The following is a 26,069-nucleotide window of genomic DNA, read 5'->3' on the forward strand; positions in this document are numbered from 1 at the left end:
GCGCCTCAGTCCTCCTTGTCGGGGGCGCGGGGCGGCGGGGCATCGGGGCCACGGGCGGGGCTGTCGGCCGGCGGGGCGCTCGACAGGTTCGCGGTGTCGCGCTCGTCCTCCGCCAGGTGCTGCTTGCCGTCCCGGCGCGCATGGTGGTCGTGATGGTCGAGCCGCGCGACCAGCCATTCGGCGTTGCGGTGGCGCATGTCCAGCGCGTAGCTGCCGATGCGCTGGATCGCGACGGCGAAGATGCCCAGCCCCACGAAGATGAAGACCGTGGTGGCGATCTTGCCCAGGACGGTCTGCGGCACCAGCGACCCGTAGCCCACGGGCGACAGCGTCACCACGGTGAAGAAGTAGCTGTCGACCCAGCTCCACCCCTCGACGTAGCGAAAGACGACCGTGCCCGCGGCGATCACCGCGGCCAGCGTCAGAAGCAGCGTGAAGAGACTTCCGGCCCTCAACCTTCCCGCGCCCCTTCGGCTCCCAGCTCCGCGATCACCCGCGCCCAGAGCTCGGGCGGCTGCGCGCCCGGGACGGCGTGCTGACCGCCGACGATGAAGGTCGGAACGCCGGTCACGCCCATCTCGCGCGCGGCGCGCTCGCGGGCGCGCGTTTCCTCGACATCGGCGCCGGACTCCAGCAGCCGGTGCACCACGGAGGCGTCCATCTCGATCCGGTCGGCGATATCGGCCAGGGTCTCCCGGTCGCCGATGTCCCGGCCTTCCTTGAAATAGGCGGCGAAGAGGGCCGAGACGGCCGCCGTCTGCCGGCCCTCGATCCCCGCCCAATGGATCAGCCGGTGCGCGTCGAGCGTGTTGGGCTGGCGCCGGATCGCGCCGAGATCGAGCGCGAGGCCAGCGGCTTCCGCCGCATCGGCGACCTCGGCGTAAACCTTGGCGGCGCCCTCCTCGCCACCGAACTTGGCCCGCAGGTAGTCGCGCCGGTCCATCCCCTCGGCCGGCATGTCGGGATTGAGCTGGAAGGGGTGCCATTCCACCGTGAAGGGGTGGTCGGGCGCGGCCTCGAGCGCACGGTCGAGCTGCACCTTGCCGATATAGCACCAGGGGCAGACGGGATCTGAAATGATGTCAAGCTTGACCATCGGATGTCCTCCATTCGGCGCGTAGCGCCTTGCGGCTCAGCTTGCCGTTCGGTCCGGTCGGAAGATCGGTCCGGCGGACATAGAGCCGGGGTTGTTTCCAGCGCGCAAGGCGCTCGGCGGCGAAGGCCGAAAAGGCTTTTTCGTCAATCGGATCGCGCGCAGTGTAAAAGCAGGCGATGACCCGCACCTGGTCCTTGAGCGCGACATCCGTGACGGCGAGCGCATCGACGCCGGGGAAGGCGGCGAGCGCGGCCTCGACCTCCTGCGGGGCCACGCGCACCCCGCCCGCGTTCATCAGGTCGTCGGCCCGGCCGTGACAGGTGATGGAGCCGTCCGCGCCCATGACGCCCAGATCGCCGGTCAGGAACCACTCGCCGGAAAACCGCGCCTCCGTCTCGGCCTTGGCGCCCAGGTAGCCGAGCATGAGCCCCGGATCGCGGCGCGAGACGGCGATGGTGCCCGTCTCGCCCATCGCCACGGGCGCCGCGTCGGGCCCGAGGATGGCGACCCGGCGCCCCGGCTGAGGCCGTCCCAGCGTGCCGGGAGGCGCAGGCACGCCCGGCGCCCCCGAGATGAAGGTGGAGCATTCCGACATCCCGAACGCCTCGTGCACGGCGGTGCCGGTGGCGGCCTCCCATGCGGTGCGGGTCGCCGCGGTCAGTTTCTCGCCGGCCGACAGTCCGTGACGCAATCGCGGCGCGGGTGCGTCCTCCGGCCAATGCTTCAGAAGTTTCCTGTAAACCCCCGGAGATGCAGCGAAGATCGTCGCGTCATGGCGGCGGATCAGGAGCGGCAGCGCCTCGGGCGCCGTGCCCGCCTCGGGGATGAGGGCGGCGGCGCCCGCGGCCCAGGGATCGAGGAGCCCGGTGCCCAGCGTGTAGGTCCAGTTGAAGGCGCCCGCGTGCAGCAACCGGTCGCGCGGCGTGAGCCCGTACCAGCCCTCGCGCATCATGCCGCGCGCCCAGACGGCGCGATGGGCGTGCATCACCGCCCGCGGCGCGCCCGAGGTGCCCGAGGTGAAAACGATGTAGGCAAGCCGCTCCGGGTCTCCCTTGACCGGCGCAGCCTCGGGCCGCGCGCGCATGGCGCGGAGCGCCTCGAGGCCGATCCGGCGCGGTCCGTCCTCGGGGCAGGGCAGAGCGGGGTCGGCGAGCATCGCGGCGGGCCCGACCGTCCGGGCGATGCGCGCCACCTCGCCCGCCGTCAGCGCGGCCGAGACCGGCACCGGGACGATCCCCACCGCCACCGCGCCCAGGAAGGCGAGCGGGAAATCCACGGTGTTGGAGAGCCGGAGGAGAACCCTGTCGCCGGGGGCGAGCCCCGCCTCCAGCAGCCCCGTCCCGGTGCCGAGCGCCGCCGCGCGGAGCCGCGCGAAGCTCCAGCGTTCGGCGCGCGACGCCCCCAGCACCGCGAGCGCGATCTTGTCGGGCGCCGCCAGCCCGCCCGCGAGCACATGGTCCGCCAGGTTGAAGGGCGCGGGACACGCGGGCCAGGGCCCCTGATCGCAAAGCGAAAGCATCCCTCATTGGGTAAGCGCGGCCCGGTCCGGTTGCAAGCATCCGGGCGCGGCCCTATAGAGCGTCCATGCCGCCGTCCGACCCCCGCGCGCTGATCCGGATCGCCCGCGAGCGCGGGGCCGAGGACGTGCCCGAACCGCTCGACCTCGGCCGGCGCGTGCGGGAGCTCAGGACCGCGCAGGGATGGACGCTCGAGCAGGCGGCGCGGCAGGCGGGGCTCGCCCGCTCCACCCTCTCGAAGATCGAGAACGGGCAGATGTCGCCCACCTACGACGCGCTCAAGAAGCTGGCCACCGGGCTCCGGATTTCCGTGCCGCAGCTCTTCACGCCGCCGCGGCACGACCAGGTGACGGGACGCATGGCGCTCACGCGGGCGGGCGAGGGGCAGGCGCAGGCCACCACGACCTACGAGCACGAGCTTCTCGCCGAGCCGCTGCGGAACAAGGCGATGCTGCCCTACCGCGCGCGCATCCGGGCGCGCGCGATGGAAGAGTTCGATGGCTGGGTGCGCCACGACGGGGAAGAGTTCCTCTACGTGCTGACCGGCGTCATCCGGCTTTACACCGAGTTCTACGAACCGGTGGAGATGCGCCGCGGCGACAGCGCCTATTACGACGCGGCCATGGGGCACAACGTGGTGTCGACAAGCCCCGAGGACGCGACCATCCTGTGGGTCACGTCGCTTGGTTGAGTGTCGCGTCAGCGGGTCACCGCATCCAGCCCTCGACGGTGCGCGCCGCGCCCGAGATGTCCTGCCCGACTCCGTCGATCGTGCCGCATCCCGCAAGCGCCGCGCAAAGGGCGGCCAGGGCGATCAGTCGTGTCATCACTCCACCTCTTCGTACCACCAGACATCGGGCAGGAAGCCCGCCCAGTCCCCGTAGATCGGCAGCGTTTCGGGGTAATGCAGGTCGCTCGCGTGGGCGATCCGGCTCACGTTCCACTGGTAGAGCGGGATCACGTAACGCCCGGCCGTCAGGATCCGGTCGAGCGCGCGGGTCGCCGCGAGGAATTCCTCGCGGCTCCCGGCGTTCAGAAGCCGTTCGATCGTGGCCTCCGCGGCCGGCGAGCGCATTCCCATCCAGTTCCGGGACCCGGGCGTGTCGGCGGCCTCGGACGACCAGTAGAGCCGCTGTTCGGTCCCGGGCGAGAGCGACAGGCCCACGCGGTAGGGCGTCATGTCGAAGTCGAAGCCGGTCGTGCGCTGGGTATACTGCGCGTCGTCCACGGCGACGATGTCCACCGCGATGCCCAGACGCTCGAGCGCGCGGGCGTAGATGTCCATGATCGACTGATGCTCCTGGCCGCCCTGGCGCAGCAGCGCCTCGAAGCGAAAGGGATCTCCGTCCGCGTTGCGGCGGACCCCGTCGCCGCCCACCGTCCATCCCGCCTCGTCGAGCAGCGCCCCGGCGCGGCGCAGCCCCGACCGGTTGCGCGCCGTGCCGTCCGAGACGGGCAGGGCGTAGCCCTCGATCGTGCCGGGCGGAAGCGCGCCGGCGAAGGGCGCGAGATAGTCGCGCACGAGCCCCTCGGCCGGGCCCGGGCGCATGGCAAGCTCGGAGTTCGAGAAATAGGAGGTGATCCGGGGCTGGCGCCCGCCGGTCATCGTGTCGTTGATCGCCTCGAAGTTGAAGGCGGTGATCAGCGCCTCGCGCACGCGCCAGTCCGCGAAGATCTCGCGCCGGGTGTTCATAACGAAACCGGTCATGCCCGAGGGGCGTTCGTGCGGGATGACGGATTTCACCACATCGCCGCGCCGGACGGCGGGAAAGTCGTATTGCGCCTCCCACGTCTCGGCGTTGAACTCCCGGTGGACGTTCAGCAGCCCCGACTTGAACGCCTCGAAAAGGGCGGTGTCGTCGCCGAAATACTCCAGCCGGATGGTGTCCAGATTGTCGGTGCCGCGGCGGAAGGGCAGGTCGCGGCCCCAGTAGTCGGGATCGCGCGACAGCACGACGTAGCGGCCCGGCTCGAAATCGGTGACCCGATAAGGCGCGGTGCCGAGGGGGATCTCGTCCAGTCGCGCCGCGGCGAAATCGCTGCCGTCCCATTGCGCCTTCTTCAGGATCGGGCGCAGACCGGCGAGCAGGGCGAGTTCCGGGTTGTCGGCGGTGAAGGTGAAGCGCACGGTGCGCGACCCCGTCGCCTCGGCCCGGGCCACCTGGCTCCAGAATCCGTGGTAGCGCGGGTGCCCCTCCGTCCCGAGCGTTTCGTAGGACCAGAGCACATCCTCCACCGTGACGGGGCTTCCATCGGAGAATCGCGCCTCGGGCCGAAGCGTGAATTCCACCCAGCCCCGGTCCGGTCCGACCTCGACCGATTCGGCGAGCAACCCGTAAAGGGAGAACGGCTCGTCCCAGTTTCGCCCCATGAGGGACTCGTAGGCCAGGAAGCGCAGCTGCCAGGGCGCGGTGCCCTTCAGCGTGAACGGATTGAGCGTGTCGAACCCCCCGGTCTCTCCGAACGCGATGCGCCCCCCCTTGGGCGCGTCGGGGTTGGCGTAGGGCAGCGACACAAAATCGGGTGGGAGCGCGGGCTCTCCATACATAGCTATGCCATGGGTCGGCTCGGCCGCGGCCCCACCGATCCCGGCTGCGACCGCGACGACGGCCGCGCAGTACCTCAGTGCCCGGAAAGAATTCGGGTCCATTTCGTGGACAATCCTGCTCTGCCCTTGTTTTCTTGGCGCCAAAGGTAGCCGGGCTTCGATGGGTTTTCAAACTTTTAGCTTGGACGCCGGCGCGAAATTGAATATACAGAGGGCACTGCTCGATAGGTTTCTTGCCTGTATGAAACCTGCCTCAATAACTGAACGCCGGCCTCGTGCCGGCGTTTTTTTTTGTGCGTCCGTCATGTCCCGCCCTGCGCCGCGGGCCCTTGTATCCGGGGCGCCGCGTGGCATGCTGCGCGCGCAAAACCACACGGAGGGCATTGGGATGTCGCTGAACGGAAAGACGGCGATCGTGACGGGCTCGACCTCGGGAATCGGCCTCGGCGTCGCGCGGGAACTCGCCCGCGCCGGCGCCTCGGTGATTCTCAACTCCTTCACCGACCGGGAGGAGGATCACGACCTCGCACGCGAGATCGGCGAGGAGTTCGGCGTGACGGCGCGCTACGTCAGCGCCGACATGGCCAAGCCCGACCAGTGCCGGGGCTTGGTCGAGACGGCGGGCGCCTGCGACATCCTGGTGAACAACGCCGGCATCCAGCACGTCGCCGCCATCGAGGAGTTTCCGGTGGAGAAGTGGGACGCGATCATCGCGATCAATCTCAGCTCGACGTTCCACACGACCGCCGCGGCGCTGCCCCTGATGCGCAAGGCCGGCTGGGGGCGCATCATCAATATCGCCAGCGCCCACGGGCTGACGGCCTCGCCCTACAAGGGCGCCTATGTCGCGGCCAAGCACGGGATGGTGGGCTTTACCAAGGTCACCGCACTCGAGACCGCGCGCGAGCCGATCACGGCCAACGCGATCTGCCCCGGCTACGTGCTCACCCCCCTCGTCGAGGACCAGATCCCCGACACCATGAAGGAATACGACATGAGCCGGGAGGAGGTGATCGAGCAGGTGATGCTCGAGCGGCAGCCCTCGAAGGAATTCGCCACCGTGGAAGAGCTGGGCGGCACGGCCGTCTTCCTGTGTTCGGACGCCGCGGCGCAGATCACGGGCACCACGATCAGCGTGGACGGGGGCTGGACGGCGCTCTGAAACGGTCCATCTGGCCGGAGACCGAGGACGACGAGGACAGAGGCGGGACGGGCAATGCGCCACGCCCGCCGGCGGGGCATGGCAGGCGATATCAAACGGATCAACCTCGCGCTTCAGGGCGGCGGCGCGCATGGCGCCTTCACCTGGGGTGTGCTCGATCGGCTTCTCGAAGAACGGGACATCGAGATCGCGGGCATCTCGGGCACCTCGGCGGGCGCGCTCAACGGGGCCGCGCTGAAATCCGGGCTGCTGGAGGGCGGGCGCGAGGGCGCAAAGGACATGCTTGCCTGGCTCTGGGGCCGGCTCGGCGCGGTCAGCGACTTCCGCATGCCGGCCTGGATGCAGGGCTTCCTGCCGGATGCCGGGGTCTCCGCCCGGCTCATGGCGAACTCGCTGCCCTTCTCGGCGCTCGAAAGCTGGTCGCGCGTGATCTCTCCCTACGCGTTGGGGCCCTTCTACGCCAACCCGTTGCGGTCGATCGTGGAGAAATTCGACTACGAGGAGGTCTGCGCCCAAAGCGGCCCGCAGCTGTGCGTCTGCGCGACGAATGTGCGGACGGGCAAGGTGCGGGTCTTCACCGGCGACGGGATCTCGACCGAGTCGATCCTCGCCTCGGCCTGCCTGCCGACGCTCTTTCAGGCGGTCGAGGTCGTCGACCCGGAAACGGGAGAGCCAGAACATTTCTGGGATGGCGGCTATACCGGCAACCCGGCGCTTTTCCCGCTCTTCGACCCGGCCCTGCCGGACGACGTCGTGGGCATCAACATCAACCCGCTCAACCGCGACACGATCCCGCGCTCGGCGCAGGAGATCCAGAACCGGATCAACGAGATCAGCTTCAACTCCTCGCTTCTGAGGGAACTGCGCGCCATCGCCTTCGTGCAGCGCCTCATCGAGGAGGGGCGGATGCCCGAGGGCCGCATGAAGCGGGTGCTCGTGCACATGATCGCGGACGACGCGCTGATGAACCGGCTCTCGGTGGCGACGAAGATGGTGCCGCTGCCCGCGGTCATCGCCGAGCTCAAGGCGGCGGGCCGGATCGCGGCCGACGATTTCCTGGCCCGTCACAAGGACGATCTGAACCGCCGCCAGACGGTCGAGCTCGAGAAGATGTACGGCAGCTGAGGCGCGCGCGGGACGGCCCCCGAACGGGGGGGGTACTCCGCGGCGCGGGGCGCGGGCTCCGGCGCGGTACGCGCCGGGCGCGTGGGATCCTTGGCGTGGGGGTAGACGAGGCCGGCCGAGATCACGAGCTTCGCGGCATCCTCGATCGACATGTCGAGCTCGATGACGTCTTCCTTCGGGAAGAACAGGAGGAACCCGGAGGTGGGGTTCGGCGTCGTCGGGACGAACACCGACAGAAGGTCGCCGCCCGTCTCGGCCTTCTGCGCCACCTCGCCCTTGGTGGAGGTCGAGATGAAGCCGATCGCCCAGATCCCCCGGCGCGGATACTGCACCAGGCAGGCGGTCTCGAAGCTGCGTTCGGACTGGGCGAAGATCGTCTCTGCGATCTGCTTGACGCCGGAATAGATCGAACGGACCACCGGCATCCGGTGCACGAGATGTTCGGCCCAGCGGATCAGCGCGCGCCCGATCACGCCCTTGGCGATCCAGCCCACGAAGACCGTGAAAAGCAGGAACACGACCACGCCGATGCCGCGGACGTTTATGTTGGTCTCCGGGCCGAAGATACGCTTGAAGAACTCTTCGGGCTGGTAGGCGTCGGGCACGAAGGGCAGCACGAAACTGTCGACCCAGCCGATCGCGGTCCAGATCAGCCAGACAGTCAGCCCGATCGGCGCGATCACCACGATGCCCGTGAGGAAACTGGCCCGCAAGCTGGCGAAGAAGCCCGGCTTGCGCGGCTTTGGCTGAAGCTCTTCTTCGAACGGCGTCTTCATCGCTGTGACCCGGCTGCGCGCATGCAACGCGAAGCTAGGCACTTTCGCCGTTGCGGACAATGCCGGGCGGGGCAGTGGGGAACCATTTCAGACCATCCCGGTCAATTCCCGGGCGATCCGGGCGCCCAGGCGTGCGTTGTTCAGCACGAGCGCGGCGTTGGCTTCGAGCGTGCGCCCGTCGGTCAGCTCGAGCAGGCGGGCGAGCAGGGCAGGGGTCACCGCCTTGCCGGTCACCCCGCGCGCCGCGATCTCGGCGGCCGCCCGGGCGATGAGGGGCGCGATCTCCTCGGCGGGGATTTCCGCCTCATCCGGCACCGGGTTGGCCACGAGCTGCCCGCCGGCGAGGCCGAGCGCGGCGCGGGTCCGATGCGCGCGGGCGATCGCGGCGGGATCGTCCATGCGCAGCGGCGCGGAGAGGCCCGACCGGCGCGACCAGAAGGCCGGAAACTCGTCCTGGCCCACGGCGATCACCGGCACGCCCAGGGTTTCGAGCACCTCCAGCGTGGTCGGCAGATCGAGGATCGCCTTCGCGCCGGCGGCCACGACGGTCACCGGGGTTTGCGCCAGTTCCTGCAGGTCGGCGGAAATGTCGAGGCTGCTCTCCCACCCCCGGTGGACGCCGCCGATGCCCCCCGTGGCGAAGACGGCGATGCCCGCCCGGGCCGCGGCGATCATGGTGGCCGCGACCGTCGTCGCGCCGGTGCCGCCGGTGGCCATGCAGGCCGCAAGATCGGCGCGCGAGAGCTTGGCCACCCCCTCCGACCGGGCGAGCCGGGCAAGCTCTGCGTCCGACAGCCCGACCCTGAGCCGGCCGTCCAGCACGGCGACGGTTGCGGGCACCGCGCCTTCCGCGCGCACCGTAGCCTCGACCTCGCGCGCGAGGGAGAGGTTGCGCGGACGCGGCAGCCCGTGGGTCACGATCGTGCTTTCGAGCGCGACGACCGGGCGGCGGGTCTCGAGCGCCGCGGCCACCTCGGGGGCGATGTCGGGATGTCTCACAGCGGTGTCTCCCCGGCGACGTGAAGGGCGGCCGCCCCGAGCGCCCGGTCCAGCGCCGCCGCGTCGTCCGCGCCCGCGCGTTCGGCCGCGATATGCGCGGCCATGAAGGCGTCCCCCGCCCCGGTGACGCGGGTGACCATCACCGCGGGCGGGGATGCGACGACGACCGCCTCCGCCGACGCGGCGCAGGCGGGCCGCGCCCCGTCGGTCACGACGACGCGCCGCGCGCCGCGCGCGACCAGCCGCAGCGCGGCCTCTTCGGCCGATGCGAAGGCGCGTCCGTCCAGGATCTCCGCCTCGCTCCGGTTGAGGTAAAGCGCCGCGCCGCCATGGGACAGGAAGGGCAGGAGGCGCTCGGCCTTGCCGGGCGAGGCGGGCGCCACGCGAAGATCGGCCGCGGCGAAGGCGGGATCGGTGGCGATGCGTTCCAGAAGCGCCTGCGTCAGGTTGCCGTCGATTGCCACCATGCCGGACCAGGGCGCCTCTGCGCGCCCGAGGGGCCCGGCGAGAAGCGGGCGCAGGATCTTGTCGCCCGCGGCCTCGAGCGAGTGCGCATCCGCGATGGCCGCAACGAGGCCGTTCGCGCCCTCGATCGCCATGTAGCGATCGGTGGGCAGATCGTCGGAGCGGTAGACGTGCTGCGTCTCGAGGCCGAGCGCCGCGCATTCGGCGATCAGCGCGTCGCCGTCCGGATCCCGGCCCACCGCGCTCAGCAGCGCCGGGCGCAGCCCCAGCCGGGCCAGCGTCGCCGCGATGTTGAGCGCCACGCCGCCCGGCACCCGGGCGATCCGTCCGGGAAGGTCGGACCCCGGCGCCATGTGGCTTGCCGTGCGGCCGATCACGTCCCAGAGGACGGAGCCGATGCAAAGGATGTCGGGACGCGCGGCGCTCATGGCCGGTCTATTGGCCCATGGCGCATTCCCGCGCAAGCACGCGGTGGCCCCTTGCGCGACGCGCCGCGAGGGGGTATGTGCGCGGCGTCAAATCCCGCAGGCAGGGGCCGGGCGGGCAGGGGAGACATCCCTGCGCGTCCACCGGTTGGGGCAGATGCCCTGAATTGCCGCTGCCCAGGACAAACCGGAAAGGAATGAAGACATGGCTCTTCCCGAGTTCTCCATGCGTCAGCTGCTCGAGTCTGGCGTGCATTTCGGCCACCAGACCCAGCGCTGGAACCCGCGCATGGCGCCGTTCATCTACGGGGCCCGCAACGGCATCCACATCGTCGACCTGACGCAGACGGTCCCGATGCTCGACGCGGCGCTCAACGCGATCCGCGAGACGGTGGCCAAGAACGGCCGCGTGCTTTTCGTGGGCACCAAGCGCCAGGCGCAGCGCCCGATCGCCGAAGCGGCCGAAAAATGCGCCCAGTATTACATGAACCACCGCTGGCTCGGCGGCACGCTGACCAACTGGCAGACCGTCAGCCGGTCGATCCAGCGCCTGAAATCCATCGACGAGCAGGCCGAGGGTGGCTTCGAGGGCCTGACCAAGAAAGAGCGCCTCGGCATGGAGCGCGAGCAGCAGAAGCTCAACGACTCGCTTGGCGGCATCCGCGAGATGGGCGGCGTCCCCGACATGCTTTTCGTCATCGACGTGAAGAAGGAAGCGCTCGCCGTGGCCGAGGCCAACAAGCTCGGCATCCCGGTCGTCGCGGTCGTGGACACCAACTGCTCGCCCGACGGCGTGGATTACATCATCCCGGGCAACGACGACGCCGCCCGCGCCATCTCGCTCTACTGCGACCTGGTGAGCCGCGCGGCGCTTGACGGGATGTCGGCCCAGCTTGGCGCCGCGGGCGTCGACGTGGGCGCGCTCGCCGAGGCGCCGGCGGAAGAGGCGCTGGCCGAGGCCGGCGAGGACAGCGCGCCGGCAGGCCAGCAGCCCGCGGAAAGCTGAGGCGCGCGCCGCCCGCCCGCAGGGCACAGTGTCGCAAGACTGATACAGGGCGCGGGTATCGCGCCCTGAACCGGATATGAGCAAGGAGAAGCCGACATGGCAATCACCGCTTCCCAGGTGAAAGAACTGCGCGAGATGACCGGCGCGGGCATGATGGACGCCAAGAAGGCGCTGACCGAGACGGGCGGCGACATGGAGCAGGCGATCGACTGGCTGCGCACCAAGGGTCTTGCCAAGGCCGCGAAGAAGTCGGGCCGCACCGCCGCCGAAGGGCTCGTGGCCGTCAAGGTCGCCGATGGCAAGGGCGTCGCGGTGGAGGTGAACTCCGAAACCGACTTCGTCGCGAAGAACGCCGAATTCCAGGACTTCGTCGGCAAGGTGGCCGAGGCCGCGCTCGACGCGCCGGATATCGACGCGCTGGCGTCGGCCGACCTTGGCGGCAAGACCGTGGCCGAGACGCTCACGGACAAGATCGCCACCATCGGCGAGAACATGACCCTGCGGCGGATGGCCAAGGTCGAGGGCCCGGTGGTCGTGTCCTATGTCCACAACGCCGCCGCGGACGGCATGGGCAAGATCGGCGTGCTCGTGGCCCTTTCCGGCGGTGACGAGGCTTTCGGCCGCCAGGTCGCGATGCACATCGCCGCCGCGTCGCCGCAGGCGCTGAATGCCGACGAGCTCGACCCGGCGCTGGTGGAGCGCGAGCGCACCGTGCTGAGCGAGCAGGCCCGCGAATCCGGCAAGCCCGAGCAGGTGATCGAGAAGATGATCGAGGGGCGCATGAAGAAGTTCCTCGGCGAGGTGACGCTTCTCGGCCAGGCCTTCGTCATCGATCCCGACAAGACCGTCGAAGAGGCCGCGACGGATGCCGGCGCGGAGATCCTCGGCTACCTCCGCCTCGAAGTGGGCGAGGGGATCGAGAAGAAGGAAGAGGATTTCGCCGCCGAGGTCGCGAAGGCCGCGCAGGGCTGAACGCAACCGTCCATCGGATCGAGCGTCTTCAGGGTGGGTGCGGGCAGCCGCGCCCACCTTTTTTCATGCCGCGAAAAGAGCCTGCCATTCCAGCGATGTCGACAGGTGGAAGCGGCGCCGCCATCCGGCACCGCTTCCGGGTGCTGCCCCCTGAAACGGGGATGAAGCGAGGACAGCTCCCACAGGCCGTGTCCGGGCCTTTCGTGCGCCCGGTGCATCGGTAACCGATCCCCCGGCCTTCGGAGGGCGCGCCATCCCCGGTGAACGGGTGGTGGCGCGCCTCCGTCGGTGTGATCCTACCGGATCCAACTCGTCCCGAACGCCCTCACAGTGCGCCATCGGGGCGCCGCAGCATAGTCGGGAAAACCTGACCTTGCGTCGGCCGCACCGGAAAATCGCTCGGAATCAAAATCTTGCCGCTCAGGCTTCCAGCACGAACATCTGGTTCTGGAACGCGGCCTTGAGGACGGCCTGCGCGGTCGTCTCGACGTCGAGCGCCTCGCGGGCCAGACGCAGGTGCTTTTCCACGGTCGCGGGCGTCAGGCCGAGGATCTGCGCGATGTCCTGGATGGTCTTGCCGTCGCCCACCCATTCGAGGACTTCCCGCTGGCGCCGGGTCAGGCTGCGGCCGGGCGCCGTGCGGGGCAGGGTGAGGATCTTCAGATGCGCGACGTTGTTCATCACCAGGATGTCGTCGCCGTGCTCCCGCCAGATCGCATCGACCTCGGACTGCGTCATGCCGGACCGGGCCGTCAGCGCGATCGCGCCCTTGGACCGCTGCGTGATGGCCTTGAAGCTGATCGAATATCCCGCCGTGACGCCCATGGACCGGTTGAACTCGAGAACGCGGCGTTCCTGCGGGCTCAGGGCCGAGCGATCGATCATCTCGGCGAGGATCGACCAGCTGCACGCGCCTTCGTTCTCCAGCGCCCAGCGAACCATGGGCGCGTGGAAATAGAGGCCTTCGCCGACGAAGACATCCGTATAGGCGCGGGCGTGGTTGGTGAGAAGGATGAAGTCGGCCGGATCGCCAAGCGATGCGCCCGAGCGGTAATAGGTGAAACCGTAAAGCAGCCGGTCGAAGCCGTATTCGGCCATCTTGCTGCTGTGCAGCTCCCAGAGATCCTCGACGCTGGGGCTGTTCAGGATCCTGGTGAGATGCTCGCGGATCATCCGGTCGCTCCCTCGATATGCGCCGCCAGCGCGTCGAGGGCGAGCAGGTAGCCCAGCGGGCCGAACCCGGAGATCTGGCCGATCGCGACCGGCGCGATGTGCGAGCGGTGCCGGAAGCGTTCGCGCGCGTGGATGTTGGACAGATGGACCTCGACCGTGGGCAGGGCCACGGAGGCGATCGCGTCGCGCAGCGCGACGGAGGTGTGGGTATAGGCGCCGGCGTTCAGGACAATGCCGGCGCAATCGGACCGCGCGTCATGTATCGCGTCCACCAGCGCGCCTTCGTGGTTGGATTGGCGCGCGGTGAGATCGAAGCCCAGACCGGCCGCGCGCTCCGCACAGCGTGCCTCGATCTGCGGCAGGGTGTCGGCGCCGTAGATCTCGGGTTGGCGCGTGCCCAGCAGGTTGAGGTTCGGCCCGTTCAGAAGAAGAATTCTGCTCATCGAATGCAACTATCCATCATCAGTCAGCCAAAGAGAACCAGAAAACCTTGGCGATCACATGGCTTTGTTCGGGTTTCTATATTTAACATAATATATATTATGCGCCTTATCCTGATACGCCGTCAGGCGCCCCCCAGGCGCTGCCAGGCATGCACGAGGCGCGCCCCCGTCTCGTAATAGAGGCTTCGCGTCAGGGTCGCGCTTTCGCCATAGCGCGCCACCGGCGTGACCGGCAGCGCGCTTTCGTCCCCGTCGAGCAGCGCCCGCGCCGCGGCCTGCCCGAAAAGCGTGCCCGGCGCGATGCCGCGCCCGGAATAACCGAAGACGGCGAGCGCGCCCTGCGCGGGACGCAGGATGCGCGGGACGTGATCCTCGGTCACGGCGATCCAGCCCGACCAGGCGTGATCGAACGCTGCGCCCGACAGCGCGGGGAAAAGCCGGGCGAGCTTCGCGCGGGCCCAGTCGTGGTGCAGCGCCCTGCCCCCACGCTCCGGCAGCCCCATCGCGCCGAGGATCAGCCGCCCCGAGGCGTCGCGGCGGAACGAGGTCATCACGAGGCCGGTATCCCAGCATCCTTCGCCGCCGGGCAAGAGCGCGGCGCCCTCTGCCGCGCCCAGCGGCGCGGTGGCGAGCTGGAAGTAGCTGAGCCGCGCGGTCCGCGGCACGGCCATGCCGGGAAACGGCACATGGTAGGCGTTGGTGGCCACCAGTAGCCGTGGGGCGACCGCCTTGCCCGCCGCGGTCCCGACATGCCAGGCGCCTTTTTGTTTATCCAAAGACGTGACTTGCGCGTTTTCGTGAATGTGCGCGCCACGGTCTCGCGCCGCGCGTGCAAGGCCCCTGGCATAGGCCAGCGGCTGCACCGTCCCGGCGCGCGGGTCGTGCAGCGCGCCCGCCAGCCCGGACGCGCCGGTGCGCGCGGCGGTGTCCTCGGCCCCGATCAGGCGCACCGGCGCGCCTACGGCGTGCAGCTGTCCCGCGCGGCGCCGCAGCTCGGCCAGCCCGGCTGGCGCGTGGGCGCAATGCAGCGTTCCGGCGCGGACGGGCTCGCAGGCGATCCCGTGGCGCTCCGCCAGGCCGAAAACGAGCTCCGGCGCACCGGCGAGCGCCGCGTTGAGCCTTGCGCCGGCCTCCGCCCCGAGCGTGTCCATCACGTCCTGCGGCGGCAGCCAGAGGCCCGCGTTCACCAGCCCGACATTGCGGCCCGACCCGCCGTGACCGATGCGCGCTGCCTCGAGCAGCACGACACGCGCGCCCTGCCCCGCAGCCCACAACGCGGCCGCCGCGCCGGTGAAGCCGCCGCCGATGATCGCGAGATCGGCCTCGACCTCCGCCTGAAGGGGCGGCGCGTCGAGCGCCGGCTCGCCCGCGGTCTCTTCCCAGAGATTGCCCAAGGGTCCTCCCGTCCGGATGCGTGGCGCGGCGAGTGAACCCGATGATCACCGGGCGCTCAACCCCCTTCGGCGTGAACGCGGAGGTCCGGGACGCGTCGGGAAAGCCCGGCAAGCCGTTCCGGCGCGGGGAAAAATCGCACGCGCCGGATCAGCCGAGCGCGTAGCCCGCGCCGCGCACCGTGCGCAGCGGATCCGGCCCGCCATGCTGGCAGAGCGCCTTGCGCAGCCGGCCGATATGCACATCTACCGTGCGGGTGTCGACGTAGATGTCCCGCCCCCAGACCCGGTCGAGAAGCTGTTCGCGCGTCCAGACGCGGCCCGGCTTTTCCATGAAGGTCGTGAGCAGGCGGAATTCGGTCGGGCCCAGCTTCAGGGGCTTGTCGTCGCGGAAGACCTTGTGCGTCTCGGAATCGAGGAGGATGTCCTCGAAGACCAGTTGCTGGCCCACCGTGGCCGGGCGCGTGCGCCGCAACTGCGCGCGCACCCGCGCCATGAGTTCGATCACCGAATAGGGCTTGATGACATAGTCGTCCGCCCCGGTTTCCAGCCCGCGCACGCGGTCCACCTCCTCGGAGCGGGCCGACAGCATGATGACCGGTACGGCGCGCGTCTCGGGACGCGATTTCAGGCGGCGGCAGACCTCGATGCCGGAGACGTTGGGCAGCATCCAGTCCAGCACGATGATGTCGGGCGACTGCTCCTCGACGACGAGAAGCGCCTCCTCGCCATTCGCGGCCCGGGCGACGCGGAAGCCCTCGGCCTCCAGATTGTAGGACAGAACCTCGCGCTGCGCGGGTTCGTCCTCGACCACCAGCACCATCGGTTGATCGGCGTGCATGGTCTCAATCCCCGGCCTCGTCGTCGTCGACGTCGTCTCCGGGCGTGGGCGAGAATTTCGGATCGACCGAGGTGCGGTCGGCCTTGGGCCGGAGCTCTTCGGGCATCTCGCCCGTCACGAGGAAAACCACCTGCTCGGCGATTCCGGTGACGTGATCGCCCATGCGCTCGATGTTCTTGGCGATGAAATGCAGGTGCATGCAGGCGGTGATGTTGCGCGGGTCCTCCATCATGAAGGTCAGGAACTCGCGGAAAAGCGCGTTGTACATCTGATCGACGTCGCGGTCCCGGGCGATCACGTCCTCGGCGAGAGCGGCATCGCGCTGGATGTAGGCGTCGAGCGCGTCCTTGAGCATCAGTTCCACCTCGCGCGCCATGCGGCGCAGCGCCGAGGCGGCGCCGTCGATGCTGTGCATCTGCAGGAGCACGGTGGTGCGCTTGGCCATGTTTTTCGACAAATCGCCGATCCGCTCGAGGTTGCCGGCGATCTTCATCACCGACAGGATGACGCGCAGATCCACCGCGGTGGGGGCGCGCAACGCGATCAGGCGCGCGGACTCGTCGTTGATCTGTTCCTCGAGCGCGTCGATGGCGACGTCGCCTTCGCGCACCTCGTCGGCCATTTCCTCGTCCCGCGCTTCCAGCGCGTTGGCGGCGCTCATGATGGCGGCCTCGACAAGGCCGCCCATCTTCATGATCCGCGCCTGGATCGTCTCGAGATCGCGGTCAAAGACCGACGCGATGTGGGGACCTTCCAGCATGCTCATGGGGTTATCCGATCCGTCCGGTGATGTAGCTTTCGGTCCGGGGATCCTCGGGATTGGTGAAGATCTTGCCCGTCTCGCCATATTCAACGAGGTTGCCCAGGTGGAAGAAGGCCGTCTTCTGGCTCACGCGGGCGGCCTGCTGCATCGAGTGCGTGACGATGATCACCGAGTAGTCCCGGCGCAGCTCCTCGATGAGTTCCTCGACCTGGCCCGTGGCGATGGGATCGAGGGCCGAACAGGGCTCGTCCATCAGCAGCACTTCGGGCTCTGTCGCAACGGCGCGCGCGATGCACAGGCGCTGCTGCTGCCCCCCCGAAAGACCGGTGCCCGGCGCGTCGAGCCGGTCCTTGGCCTCGTCCCAGAGCGCGGCGCGGCGCAGCGACCGCTCGACGATCTCGTCGAGATCGGCCTTGGTGGTCGCAAGGCCGTGGATCTTGGGCCCGTAGGCCACGTTGTCGTAGATCGACTTCGGGAACGGGTTGGGCTTCTGGAACACCATGCCGACGCGGGCGCGCAACTGCACCGGGTCGATATCGGGATCGTAGATATCCTCTCCGTCGAGCCGGATGTCCCCTTCCACGCGCGCCACGTCGATGGTGTCGTTCATCCGGTTCAGGCAGCGCAGGAAGGTGGACTTGCCGCAGCCCGAGGGGCCGATGAAGGCGGTCACCGTCTTGTCCTCGATGTCCACGTCCACGTCCTTGATGGCGTGCGTGGAGCCATAGAAGACCTGGACGTCGCGGGCCGCGATCTTGATCTCGTGGGTTTCCTGCACGTCGGAATGTCTCGGTGTGGGTGCGTCGTACATGGCCATGGGTCCTGTCACCACTTCCGCTCGAACTTGTTGCGGAGATAAATTGCGATCGCATTCATGAAAATGAGAAATGTCAGCAGCACGAGGATCGCCGCCGAGGTGCGGCTGACGAAGCCCCGCTCCGGGCTGTCGGCCCAGATGAAGATCTGCGTGGGCAGCGCGGTGGCGCTGTCGAAGGGCGATGTGGGCGCCGAGGTGATGAAGGCGTTCATCCCGATCAGCAGAAGCGGCGCCGTCTCGCCCAGGGCCTGCGCCAGCCCGATGATCGTGCCCGTCAGGATGCCCGGCATGGCAAGCGGCAGGACGTGCTGGAAGACGACCTGGTGCTTCGAGGCGCCCACGCCGAGCGCCGCCTCGCGGATCGACGGCGGCACCGCCTTCAGTGCCGCACGGGTCGCGATGATGATCGTCGGCAGCGTCATCAGCGCCAGCGTCAGCCCGCCCACGAAGGGGGCCGAGCGCGGGAGGCCGAACCAGTTGATGAAGACGGCGAGCGCGAGCAGGCCGAACACCACCGAGGGCACCGCGGCGAGGTTGTTGATGTTGACCTCGATGAAGTCGCTGACGCGGTTCTTCGGCGCGAATTCCTCCAGATAGATCGCCGCGCCGATGCCCAGCGGGAAGGAAATCAGGAAACAGGTGAGCAGCGCCCAAAAGGAACCGACCAGCGCGCCCTTCAGCCCCGCGAGTTCGGGGAAGCGCGAGTCGGCATTGGTGATCAGTCCGGTATTGAGGGGTTTCGACACCATCCCCAGCTCGTCCAGCCGGTCGAACCGCTCGATCGCGGCGTCGTCGAGCCGCCGGTTCGCCTCGGGCGTGTCGCGCTTCACCCGGCCCTTGGCGAGCTGGTCGTAGGGGTCCGAAACCGGCACATTCAACGTGATCGTCTCTCCGATCAGCGACGGGTCGGCCACGATCCTGTCCCGCAGGGTGAACTGTGCCCCGTTCGACAGGATCGACGAGACCTCGCGGGCCGCCACGCGGTCCGACATGTCCACGTCGGGGAAATACTGCCCCATGGAGTCGCTCAGCACGTCCCGGAACCCGCCGCGGGGCAGGTTGTCCTCGCTGATCTCGTCGGGGTCCACATAGACCTCGAGCTCGACATGCGTCTGGGTGAAAGCCTGGTAGCCCGTGCTGATGAGAGAGCCGATCAGGATCACCAGCATCAGCATCGCGGAGGAGATCGCGGCGATGCCGAGCCCCTGCAGGATGAGCTGCTTGCGGTTGCGTCGCGAGAGGCTCTTGCGCACCGCATCCGTGGTGGCGTTGATCGGGCGCGGGCCGGCGCCGCTGTCAGGCGTTGTGTCGGTCATGGGTGCGCGGGCCTCAGTCGTAGATTTCACGATACTTGCGGACGATCCGCAAGGCGAGGACGTTGATCAGCAGCGTCGCGACGAAGAGCACCATGCCCAGCGCGAAGGCCGCCAGCGTCTTGGGGTTGTCGAAGGCCGTGTCGCCGATCAGCAGCGTGACGATCTGCACCGTCACCGCCGTCACGCTGTCGAGCGGGTTGATCGTCATCTTCGCGATCAGGCCGGCGGCCATCACCACGATCATCGTCTCGCCGATGGCGCGGCTGACGGCCAGAAGCACACCGCCCACGATGCCGGGGATCGCGGCGGGAAAGAGCACGTTAAGCATCGTCTCCGCACGCGTCGCCCCCAGGGCGAGCGAGCCGTCACGCAGGCTTTGCGGGACCGCCGAAAGCGCGTCGTCGGCGAAGGACGAGATGAACGGGATCAGCATGATGCCCATCACGCTGCCCGCCGCCAACGCGGTGTTGGGCGAAACGTCGAGGCCGAGGTTCTGCCCGAACGTGCGCAGCGCGGGGGCCACGACGAGGATGGCGAAGAAGCCGTAGACCACCGTGGGCACGCCCGCCAGGATCTCGAGCACCGGCTTTACCGTGCGGCGCACCCGATGCGGCGCGAATTCGTTGAGGTAGATGCCCGTCAGCAGGCCGACGGGGACCGCGACCGTCAACGCCACGGTCGCGATCACGATCGTGCCGAGGAAGACCGGGATCGCGCCGAAGGCGCCCTCGGCCGCGATCTGGTCTTCGCGGATCGGGATCTGCGGCTCCCAGTTGATCCCGAACAGGAACTCGGTGAAGGGGACCATCGAGAAGAACTTGGCCGTTTCGAACGCCAGCGCGGCGACGATGCCCACGGTGGTGAAGATCGCCACTGTCGAACAGAAGATCATCAGCCCCGAGGTGATGCGCTCCACCCGCTGCCGGGCGCGGAAGCCGGGAGACACGCTGCGGCGGGCGTAGATCATCAACGCAATCGATCCCGTGGCGACGACGATCACGAGCAGCCAGTCGCTGAGCGTGTGAAGGCGCAAGAGCCTGTCGGCGGCGGCGAATTTCCAGTCCTCCGGCGTGCCGAACACGTTATCTCGGCTGATCGACTTGATCTCGGCGAGAATGAGCTGGATCGCGCCAGTCCCCAGATCGTCGAGCGTGCCCTCCGGCAAACCGGACATCACCAGGCTGTCGATGACCGGCCCCTCGAGCGCGAGCCAGAAAAGCAGCACGACCAGAACCGGAACCACGATCAGCAGGGCGGAAAACAGGCCATGGAAGTTTTCCAGCGAATGCAGGCGCGTGCCGCCGGCGCGGATCGCGCGCGCCGCCGGCCGGTTGAGCAGATACCCGACGATGGTCGCCGCGAGGAGGATGACAACGGCCGCGAGGGTCATGGCGAGACTTTCGTCTTGAGACGGAATGACCCGCCCGGGCCTTTGCCCGGGCGGGTCGTGGAGAAGCCGGAATTATTCCGGTGCTTCCATGGACTTGCCGTTCAGAACGGCGTCCTGAACCACGGCACGGCGCGCATCGCCGAGAGCGACCATGCCACGCTCGGTCAGGTAGCCGCCGGGCGCCATGGCGTCTTCGGACATGTACTCTGCGATGAACTCGTTCAGACCCGGGATCACGCCGCGATGCGCGTTCTTGACATAGAAGAACAGCGGGCGCGAGATCGGGTAGGCACCGTCGGCGATGGTGTCCGGGTCGGGGTCGACACCATCGATCGAGACCGGCTTCAGGGTATCCAGGTTCTCGAACAGGAACGAGTAGCCGAAGATGCCCATCGCGTTCTGGTCGGAGTTCAGGCGCTGAACGATCAGGTTGTCGTTCTCGCCGGCTTCGATGAAGGGACCATCGGTACGCATGCGCGCGCAGTTCTCTTCGGCCCAGTCGCCGTCGTGGTTCTGCGCGACGTAGTCCAGCTCGAGGCAGCCTTCGACCATCGCCAGCTCGACGAAGGCGTCACGGGTGCCGGAGGTCGGCGGCGGCCCGAGGACGACGATTTCGGTGTCGGGCAGGCGCGAATCGATTTCGGACCAGGTGCTGTAGGGGTTTTCGGCCCACTCGCCGTCAACCGGCACCTCGGCGGCCAGCGCCAGGTAGATCTCGGACAGCGAAAGATCCCAGTCGTAGTCGTTGGCGTTCGAGATGGCGATCGACAGGCCGTCGGAGCCGATATTGGCCTGCGTGATGTCGGTCACGCCGTTTTCCTGGCAGAGTTCCCATTCGGACATCTTCATCGCGCGCGATGCGCCGGTGATATCCGGATGCTGCTCGCCGATGCCGGCGCAGAAGATCTGCATGCCACCGCCCGTGCCGGTCGATTCGACGATCGGGGACGGAAACTCGGTTGCGTTTGCGAACTGCTCCGACACCGCCTGGGTGTAGGGGAACACGGTGGACGAGCCGACGATGCGGATTTCGTCGCGCGCGGCGGCAGCGGTCGCGGAAACGGCAGCGATCGCCAGGGAAGAGGCGGTCAGTTTCACGAAATTCATGGATAAGCTCCTGATATCGGGTTTCAGGACGCGCATCACGCATCCTTGAGCGCCACCTACGTTCGCCCCGCAATGCTTTTGTGACAGGTAGGTAACGGTTTTATGACACCTTCGATTTGTCGGCGTTCCGCGCGGCCCTGACGTCACGGCAGCGCCACTGCGCGAGGGTCAGTCGAACGGCAAGATCACCCTGAAACGGCTTCCCTGCCCCGGCGTGCTTTCGATTCGCAGCCGGCCGCGGTGGCGATTCAGGATGTGTTTCACGATGGCGAGGCCAAGCCCCGTGCCGCCCATCTCGCGCGAGCGGTGATTGTCCACCCGGTAGAACCGCTCGGTCAGGCGCGGCAGGTGAAGCTCGTCGATCCCCGGGCCGGTGTCGGCCACGGTCACCTCGACGCCGGGCACGCGCAGCCTCGGCTCATGCGCGGTGCGGTCGAGGCGCACCGTCACCTCGCAGCCCCGGCCGCCATACTTGATCGCGTTCTCCACAAGGTTCGTGAAGACCTGGCGAAGCTGGTCCTCGTCCCCCGGCACGGTGATGTCCCCGGCCTCCGCCGGAAGATCGGCGTGCAGCGTCACCCCCGCCTCCTCCGCGAGCGGCGCGAGCCCGCGCAGCGTGGAGCGCAGAAGATCCGGCAGCGCGACGCGATCGGCGGGCCGCATCCGCTCGTCCGCCTCCACCCGGCTCAGCGACAGAAGATCGCCCACGAGGCGGTTCATGCGTCCGGCTTCGGCCTCCATGATCTCCAGGAACCGCTCGCGCGCGGCGGCATCATCGCGCGCGGGCCCTCGCAGCGTCTCTACGAAGCCCAGCAGCGCGGTCAGGGGGGTGCGCAGCTCGTGGCTGACATTCGCCACGAAGTCGCGCCGGATCTGGCCCGCCATCTCGAGATGCGTCACGTCCTCGAAGACCACCAGCAGCCCCGGCGCCTCGCCCGGGCGGAAGAGCGCGGGCGCGAGGCTCACGCGGAACATCACGTCCTGCCCGCGCTCGTTGGCGACGAACTGCGCGATCCGCCGCTTCCGATCGGCAAGGCAGGCCTCGATCGCGTCCAGAAGCTGGGGCTGGCGCAGCGCGGTGGCGAAATGGCGCCCCTCGATCCCGTCGCCCAGCAGGTTGAGCGCGGGGGCGTTGGCGGCGACGATGCGCGCCTCGCGCGCGATTGCCACCGCCGGCATCGGCAGCGCATCGACCATCGAGGAGATCACGGCGTCAGGCATAGGGACAGGACAGTTCCGCGCGGCACACGCGCCCTTGATCGGGCGGGCGAAGCCTTGCCGACGCCCGCCCGAAAGTAAAGCCGGCGCCCCGTCAGGCCGCCGCGCGCCGCGCGGCGTCGGCTGCGGCGGCAAGCGCTCCGGTCAGCGCATCCGGCTCCTCGAGCCCGACCGAAAGGCGGAACGTGCCCTCGGAAATCCCGAGCGCGGCGCGCGCTTCCGGGCCGAGCCCCCGATGGGAGGAGGAGGCGGGATGCGAAAGCGTGCTGCCCACGTCGCCCAGCGTCGGCGCGAAGGCGATCCCGTCGGCCGCGCGCACGAAGGCGTTCGCGGCGGCGCGTCCGCCCTCGATCTCGAAGGTGACCATGTTGCAAAAGCGCGCGCCGAGGAGCGCCCGCGCGCGCGCCGCGTCCGGATGATCGTCCCGGCCCGGATAGATCACCCGGCGCACGCCCGGCATCGCGGCCAGCGCGTCCGCGACCGCGGCCGCCGTCGCCTCCGCCCGGTCGAAGCGCAGCGGGAAGGTGGCAAGGCCCCGCTCGGCCAGCCAGCAGTCGAAGGGGCTCGCCGTCATGCCCGCCGTGACCGCGAAGGCCTCCATGCGCCGCAGAAGCGCCGCGTCGCGTGCGCCCACCCAGCCGAGCGTGGCGTCGGAGTGGCCCGACAGCAGTTTGGTCACCGACTGGATCACGATGTCGGCGCCGTGCTTGGCGGGCCGGATCGCGCGCGGCGTGGTGAAGGTGTTGTCCACCGCCAGCAGGATGCCGCGCGCCCTCGCGAGCCGCGTGATGCCTTCGAGGTCCGCCACGCGCAGCGTCGGGTTCGAGACGACCTCGATCAGGATCATCCGCGTCTCGGGCCTCAGCGCGGCTTCGACCGCCGCCGCGTCGCCCGCGTCGACGAAGCCCGTCGCGATCCCCAGCCGGGGCAGGTCCTCGGACAAGAGCCGAAGCGAGCGGCCGTAAAGCTGGTCGCCCCCCAGGATGTGGTCGCCGGCCCGGAGAAGGCCCAGAAGCGCGGCGCTCACCGCCGCCATGCCCGAGCCCACGGTGACGCCCGCGCCCACCCCTTCCATCGCCGCGATCCGCCGCGCCAGCGCTGCCGCGTTCGGGTGCCCCTCGCGGGCATAGGCGAACCCTTCGCGCCGCCCTTCGTACTGGGCGTCCAGCGCGTCGGGGTCCTCCGTTTCGTAGACGACGGAGGGCATGATGGGGGCGCCCACCGGGGCGCTTTCCCCGCCCGCGAGCGGCTCGGGGCGGATCAGGGTCGCTTTGGGATCGCGCATGGCATCTGTCTCCTGTCGGCGCGGGGCGCCGTCTGTCTCGGATCGGGCAGCCCCCTGCCCCCGGCGGTCCGTCAGATCCGGGTGAGCCGCTCGCGGTAGCGGCGCATGTTCTCCTGGTAGTGGAGGGCCGAGGCCCGCAGGCCGGCGATGGCCTGATCGTCGAGCGCGCGCACCACCTTGCCGGGCGCGCCCATCACCAGGCTGCCGTCGGGGATCTCCTTGCCCTCGGTCACCAGCGCGCCCGCGCCGATCAGGCAGTCGCGGCCGATGCGCGCGCCGTTCAGCAAGATCGCGCCCATCCCGATCAGCGTGTTCTCCCCGATCGTGCAGCCATGCAGCATCACCTTGTGGCCGATCGTGCAGCCCGCCCCGATGGTGAGCGGATAGCCCATGTCGGTATGGCAGACGCAGTTCTCCTGCACGTTCGAGCCGGCGCCGACGGTGATCGGTTCGTTGTCGCCCCGCAGCGTGCACCCGAACCAGACGGAGGCGGCATCCTCCACGATGACCTTGCCGATCAGGTTGGCGTCGGGCGCGACCCATGCATCGGCGGCGATCTGCGGCGCGTGGCCGTCGAGAGAGTAGAGTGTCATCGGCGCTCCTCGAATTCCGACTGCAAGCGGCGCACATGATCCGTGAGCCCGGGCTGCTGCGTGCGGCGCAGCCGTGTCGCGGTCACGATGGTGCGCAGCTTTTCCTCGGTCGCGTCAAGATCATCGTTGACCAGCACGAAGTCGTAGCCGTCCCAGTGGCTGATCTCGTCCCAGCTTTTCTGCATCCGCCCCGCGATGGTGTCGTGGGAATCCTTGCCGCGGCTTTCGAGCCGCCGGCGCAGCTCGGCGATGGAGGGCGGCAGCAGGAAGATGGACAGCGTGTGCTGGCCGAGCCCCGAGTTGCGGATCTGCTGCGCGCCCTGCCAGTCGATGTCGAAGAGCACGTCCTTGCCTTCCGCGATCGCGGCCTCCACGGGGGCGCGCGGAGAGCCGTAGAAGTTCCCGAAGACATGCGCGTGCTCCAGCATCCCGCCCTCGGCGACATCGGACTTGAAGTCGCGCTCGGACAGGAAGTGATAGTCCTGCCCGTCGACCTCTCCCTCGCGGGGCGGGCGCGTGGTTGCCGAGACGGAGAAGATGATCGACGGATCCCAGGCGCGCAGGCGCCGGGCGAGGGTGGACTTGCCCGCACCCGAGGGCGAGGAGAGGATGATCAGAAGGCCGCGCCGGTCGTCCATGTCGTTCACTCCACGTTATGGACCTGCTCGCGCATCCGGTCGATCACCGCCTTCAGTTCGAGCCCGATGCGGGTGAGGTCCGGGTGACCCGACTTGGAGCAGACGGTGTTCGCCTCTCGGTTGAATTCCTGCGTCAGGAAATCCAGCCTGCGGCCGGCGGGCGCGTCCTCGTCCAGAAGGGCGCGCGCCGCGGCCACATGGGCGCGCAGGCGGTCGAGTTCCTCGGTGATGTCCGCCTTGACCGCGAGCAGCGCGAGTTCCTGCGCGACGCGCCCCTCGTCCATATCCACCGCTTCCGCGACGCGGGAGAGCGCGTCCTTCAGGCCGCGCGCCGCGTCCTCGCGCCGGGCTTCTGCCGCGCCCGCGGCGGCCTCCGTCAGCCGGGCGATCTCGTCGATCTCCCGGCGCAACACCGTCTCGAGCTCCCGCCCCTCGGCCGCGCGCATCGCCAGGAAGGCATCCAGCACCGCCTCGAAATCGGCCAGCAGGGTCTGGCGCAGCCCGGGCCCGGCGCTTTCCGGCGCGGGCTCGGCCATCACGCCGCGCAGGGCGAGGACCTGGGCGGCGTTCGCGGGTGCGAGGTCGACGCCCGCCTCCCGCGCCCGCGCCTCCACCTCGGCCAGCGCGGCGAGCGCCGCATCGAGGCGCGCCGCGTCGAGCGCGGGGGCCGCCGCCCGGCCCGGCGCGGGCCCGATCCGAAGCGCGAGCGTCACGCTGCCCCGGGCCATGGCGGCCGAAAGACGGGCGCGCAGCGCGGGCTCCAGCCCTTCGATCCAGTCGGGCACGCGCAGGCGCAGGTCGAGCCCGCGCGCGTTCACGCCGCGAAGCTCCCAGGTCCATTCCTGGCCCTCGCCCGCGCCCCGCCCCGTGGCGAAGCCTGTCATGGAGCGTATCATCCACCCCTCCTGCCCGTCCTGCGCCGGAGCTACGGCAATTCGGTGCCCGGGAGCAACCCCGTCCGGACGGCGGCGACGGGTGCGCCGCGAAGGGGTTAACCAATCGA

27 protein-coding genes are annotated in these 26,069 nt (G+C 69.1%); 5 read left to right on the plus strand and 22 right to left on the minus strand.

Translation table 11 applies throughout. From position 1 onward, the window contains the following. Window positions 1–5 precede the first annotated feature (5 nt). The 3 genes from AB6A65_RS10760 to AB6A65_RS10770 are packed head-to-tail and all read right to left on the minus strand — an operon-like array spanning window position 6 to window position 2,615. Window positions 6–455 carry a potassium channel family protein gene (locus AB6A65_RS10760; RefSeq protein WP_371038384.1) on the minus strand — a complete coding sequence of 150 codons (450 nt, stop codon included), beginning with the start codon at window positions 453–455 and terminating at the stop codon, window positions 6–8. Further along, window positions 452–1,096, minus strand: a complete 645-nt coding sequence (locus AB6A65_RS10765; RefSeq protein WP_371038385.1) for a DsbA family protein — start codon at window positions 1,094–1,096, stop codon at window positions 452–454. Before AB6A65_RS10765 ends, AB6A65_RS10760 begins: the two co-directional genes overlap by 4 nt. Next, a complete protein-coding gene (locus AB6A65_RS10770) occupies window positions 1,083–2,615 on the minus strand; it encodes a class I adenylate-forming enzyme family protein (RefSeq protein WP_371038386.1) in 1,533 nt (510 codons plus the stop codon). Before AB6A65_RS10770 ends, AB6A65_RS10765 begins: the two co-directional genes overlap by 14 nt. 65 nt (window positions 2,616–2,680) lie before the next feature. Here AB6A65_RS10770 and AB6A65_RS10775 point away from each other — a divergent pair, with 65 nt between their 5' ends. Next, window positions 2,681–3,304: a helix-turn-helix domain-containing protein gene (locus tag AB6A65_RS10775; protein WP_371038387.1), complete on the plus strand. Its 624-nt coding sequence runs from the start codon at window positions 2,681–2,683 to the stop codon at window positions 3,302–3,304. Window positions 3,305–3,320: 16 nt separating this feature from the next. On the opposite strand, the gene AB6A65_RS10780 is transcribed toward AB6A65_RS10775, so the two are convergent. Both AB6A65_RS10780 and AB6A65_RS10785 read right to left on the minus strand, forming a co-directional pair. Next, entirely contained in the window at window positions 3,321–3,440 is a 120-nt protein-coding gene (locus AB6A65_RS10780; protein WP_371038388.1) for an entericidin EcnA/B family protein, read from the minus strand. Beyond that, entirely contained in the window at window positions 3,440–5,263 is a 1,824-nt protein-coding gene (locus tag AB6A65_RS10785) for an extracellular solute-binding protein (RefSeq protein WP_371038389.1), read from the minus strand. The genes AB6A65_RS10780 and AB6A65_RS10785 overlap by 1 nt, the downstream gene beginning before the upstream one ends. 286 nt (window positions 5,264–5,549) lie before the next feature. Between AB6A65_RS10785 and AB6A65_RS10790 the strand changes: the two genes are divergently transcribed. After that, window positions 5,550–6,323: a 3-hydroxybutyrate dehydrogenase gene (locus AB6A65_RS10790; RefSeq protein WP_371038390.1), complete on the plus strand. Its 774-nt coding sequence runs from the start codon at window positions 5,550–5,552 to the stop codon at window positions 6,321–6,323. A gap of 78 nt (window positions 6,324–6,401) precedes the next feature. Further along, a complete protein-coding gene (locus AB6A65_RS10795; protein WP_371038391.1) occupies window positions 6,402–7,448 on the plus strand; it encodes a patatin-like phospholipase family protein in 1,047 nt (348 codons plus the stop codon). Here AB6A65_RS10795 and AB6A65_RS10800 read toward each other — a convergent pair. The 3 genes from AB6A65_RS10800 to AB6A65_RS10810 all read right to left on the minus strand — a co-directional run bounded on the left by AB6A65_RS10800 (window position 7,388) and on the right by AB6A65_RS10810 (window position 10,116). Continuing rightward, entirely contained in the window at window positions 7,388–8,224 is an 837-nt protein-coding gene (locus tag AB6A65_RS10800; protein ID WP_371038392.1) for a DUF502 domain-containing protein, read from the minus strand. The two genes, AB6A65_RS10795 and AB6A65_RS10800, sit on opposite strands and share 61 nt — an antisense overlap. Before the next feature lie 87 nt (window positions 8,225–8,311). Further along, on the minus strand, window positions 8,312–9,223 hold the full coding sequence (locus AB6A65_RS10805) for a pseudouridine-5'-phosphate glycosidase (protein ID WP_371038393.1): 912 nt from the start codon (window positions 9,221–9,223) through the stop codon (window positions 8,312–8,314). Beyond that, complete coding sequence (locus AB6A65_RS10810) at window positions 9,220–10,116, minus strand: PfkB family carbohydrate kinase (protein ID WP_371038394.1); 897 nt, start codon at window positions 10,114–10,116, stop codon at window positions 9,220–9,222. The genes AB6A65_RS10805 and AB6A65_RS10810 overlap by 4 nt, the downstream gene beginning before the upstream one ends. Window positions 10,117–10,318: 202 nt before the next feature. On the opposite strand from AB6A65_RS10810, the gene rpsB reads away from it, so the two are divergent. After that, a complete protein-coding gene (gene rpsB, locus AB6A65_RS10815) occupies window positions 10,319–11,119 on the plus strand; it encodes a 30S ribosomal protein S2 (RefSeq protein ID WP_371038395.1) in 801 nt (266 codons plus the stop codon). A gap of 96 nt (window positions 11,120–11,215) precedes the next feature. After that, window positions 11,216–12,091, plus strand: a complete 876-nt coding sequence (gene tsf, locus AB6A65_RS10820) for a translation elongation factor Ts (RefSeq protein ID WP_371038396.1) — start codon at window positions 11,216–11,218, stop codon at window positions 12,089–12,091. 420 nt (window positions 12,092–12,511) lie between these two features. On the opposite strand, the gene AB6A65_RS10825 is transcribed toward tsf, so the two are convergent. From AB6A65_RS10825 to AB6A65_RS10890, 14 genes are all read right to left on the minus strand, one after another. After that, window positions 12,512–13,264, minus strand: a complete 753-nt coding sequence (locus AB6A65_RS10825) for a LuxR family transcriptional regulator (RefSeq protein WP_371038397.1) — start codon at window positions 13,262–13,264, stop codon at window positions 12,512–12,514. Continuing rightward, on the minus strand, window positions 13,261–13,707 hold the full coding sequence (gene aroQ / locus AB6A65_RS10830; protein WP_371038398.1) for a type II 3-dehydroquinate dehydratase: 447 nt from the start codon (window positions 13,705–13,707) through the stop codon (window positions 13,261–13,263). Before aroQ ends, AB6A65_RS10825 begins: the two co-directional genes overlap by 4 nt. A 122-nt stretch (window positions 13,708–13,829) precedes the next feature. Then, window positions 13,830–15,101 carry an NAD(P)/FAD-dependent oxidoreductase gene (locus tag AB6A65_RS10835; protein ID WP_371038399.1) on the minus strand — a complete coding sequence of 424 codons (1,272 nt, stop codon included), beginning with the start codon at window positions 15,099–15,101 and terminating at the stop codon, window positions 13,830–13,832. Window positions 15,102–15,249: 148 nt separating this feature from the next. Further along, window positions 15,250–15,939 (minus strand): phosphate regulon transcriptional regulator PhoB, encoded by a 690-nt coding sequence (phoB, locus tag AB6A65_RS10840; RefSeq protein ID WP_371038400.1) that lies wholly within the window; start codon window positions 15,937–15,939, stop codon window positions 15,250–15,252. A 4-nt stretch (window positions 15,940–15,943) separates the two neighbouring features. After that, entirely contained in the window at window positions 15,944–16,699 is a 756-nt protein-coding gene (phoU, locus tag AB6A65_RS10845; protein WP_371038484.1) for a phosphate signaling complex protein PhoU, read from the minus strand. A 10-nt stretch (window positions 16,700–16,709) separates the two neighbouring features. Further along, window positions 16,710–17,513: a phosphate ABC transporter ATP-binding protein PstB gene (pstB, locus tag AB6A65_RS10850; protein WP_371038401.1), complete on the minus strand. Its 804-nt coding sequence runs from the start codon at window positions 17,511–17,513 to the stop codon at window positions 16,710–16,712. Window positions 17,514–17,527: 14 nt separating this feature from the next. Further along, the gene (gene pstA / locus AB6A65_RS10855; RefSeq protein ID WP_371038402.1) at window positions 17,528–18,835 is read right to left on the minus strand and encodes a phosphate ABC transporter permease PstA; all 1,308 of its coding nucleotides are present in this window, start codon (window positions 18,833–18,835) and stop codon (window positions 17,528–17,530) included. A gap of 13 nt (window positions 18,836–18,848) precedes the next feature. Next, window positions 18,849–20,225 carry a phosphate ABC transporter permease subunit PstC gene (gene pstC, locus AB6A65_RS10860; RefSeq protein ID WP_371038403.1) on the minus strand — a complete coding sequence of 459 codons (1,377 nt, stop codon included), beginning with the start codon at window positions 20,223–20,225 and terminating at the stop codon, window positions 18,849–18,851. Window positions 20,226–20,297: 72 nt separating this feature from the next. Next, window positions 20,298–21,332 (minus strand): substrate-binding domain-containing protein, encoded by a 1,035-nt coding sequence (locus AB6A65_RS10865; protein WP_371038404.1) that lies wholly within the window; start codon window positions 21,330–21,332, stop codon window positions 20,298–20,300. A 168-nt stretch (window positions 21,333–21,500) separates the two neighbouring features. Next, window positions 21,501–22,553, minus strand: coding sequence for an ATP-binding protein (locus AB6A65_RS10870; RefSeq protein ID WP_371038405.1), 1,053 nt, complete (start codon window positions 22,551–22,553; stop codon window positions 21,501–21,503). 91 nt (window positions 22,554–22,644) lie between these two features. Beyond that, window positions 22,645–23,835, minus strand: a complete 1,191-nt coding sequence (locus AB6A65_RS10875; protein ID WP_371038406.1) for a PLP-dependent aspartate aminotransferase family protein — start codon at window positions 23,833–23,835, stop codon at window positions 22,645–22,647. A 71-nt stretch (window positions 23,836–23,906) separates the two neighbouring features. Continuing rightward, window positions 23,907–24,428: a gamma carbonic anhydrase family protein gene (locus AB6A65_RS10880; RefSeq protein WP_371038407.1), complete on the minus strand. Its 522-nt coding sequence runs from the start codon at window positions 24,426–24,428 to the stop codon at window positions 23,907–23,909. Beyond that, complete coding sequence (gene gmk, locus AB6A65_RS10885; protein ID WP_371038408.1) at window positions 24,425–25,066, minus strand: guanylate kinase; 642 nt, start codon at window positions 25,064–25,066, stop codon at window positions 24,425–24,427. Before gmk ends, AB6A65_RS10880 begins: the two co-directional genes overlap by 4 nt. Window positions 25,067–25,071: 5 nt before the next feature. Then, complete coding sequence (locus tag AB6A65_RS10890; RefSeq protein WP_371038409.1) at window positions 25,072–25,962, minus strand: YicC/YloC family endoribonuclease; 891 nt, start codon at window positions 25,960–25,962, stop codon at window positions 25,072–25,074. Window positions 25,963–26,069: the final 107 nt, after the last annotated feature.

This window comes from Rhodosalinus sp. FB01 (assembly GCF_041365715.1).
In the GTDB taxonomy this organism is placed as follows: Bacteria; Pseudomonadota; Alphaproteobacteria; order Rhodobacterales; family Rhodobacteraceae; genus Rhodosalinus.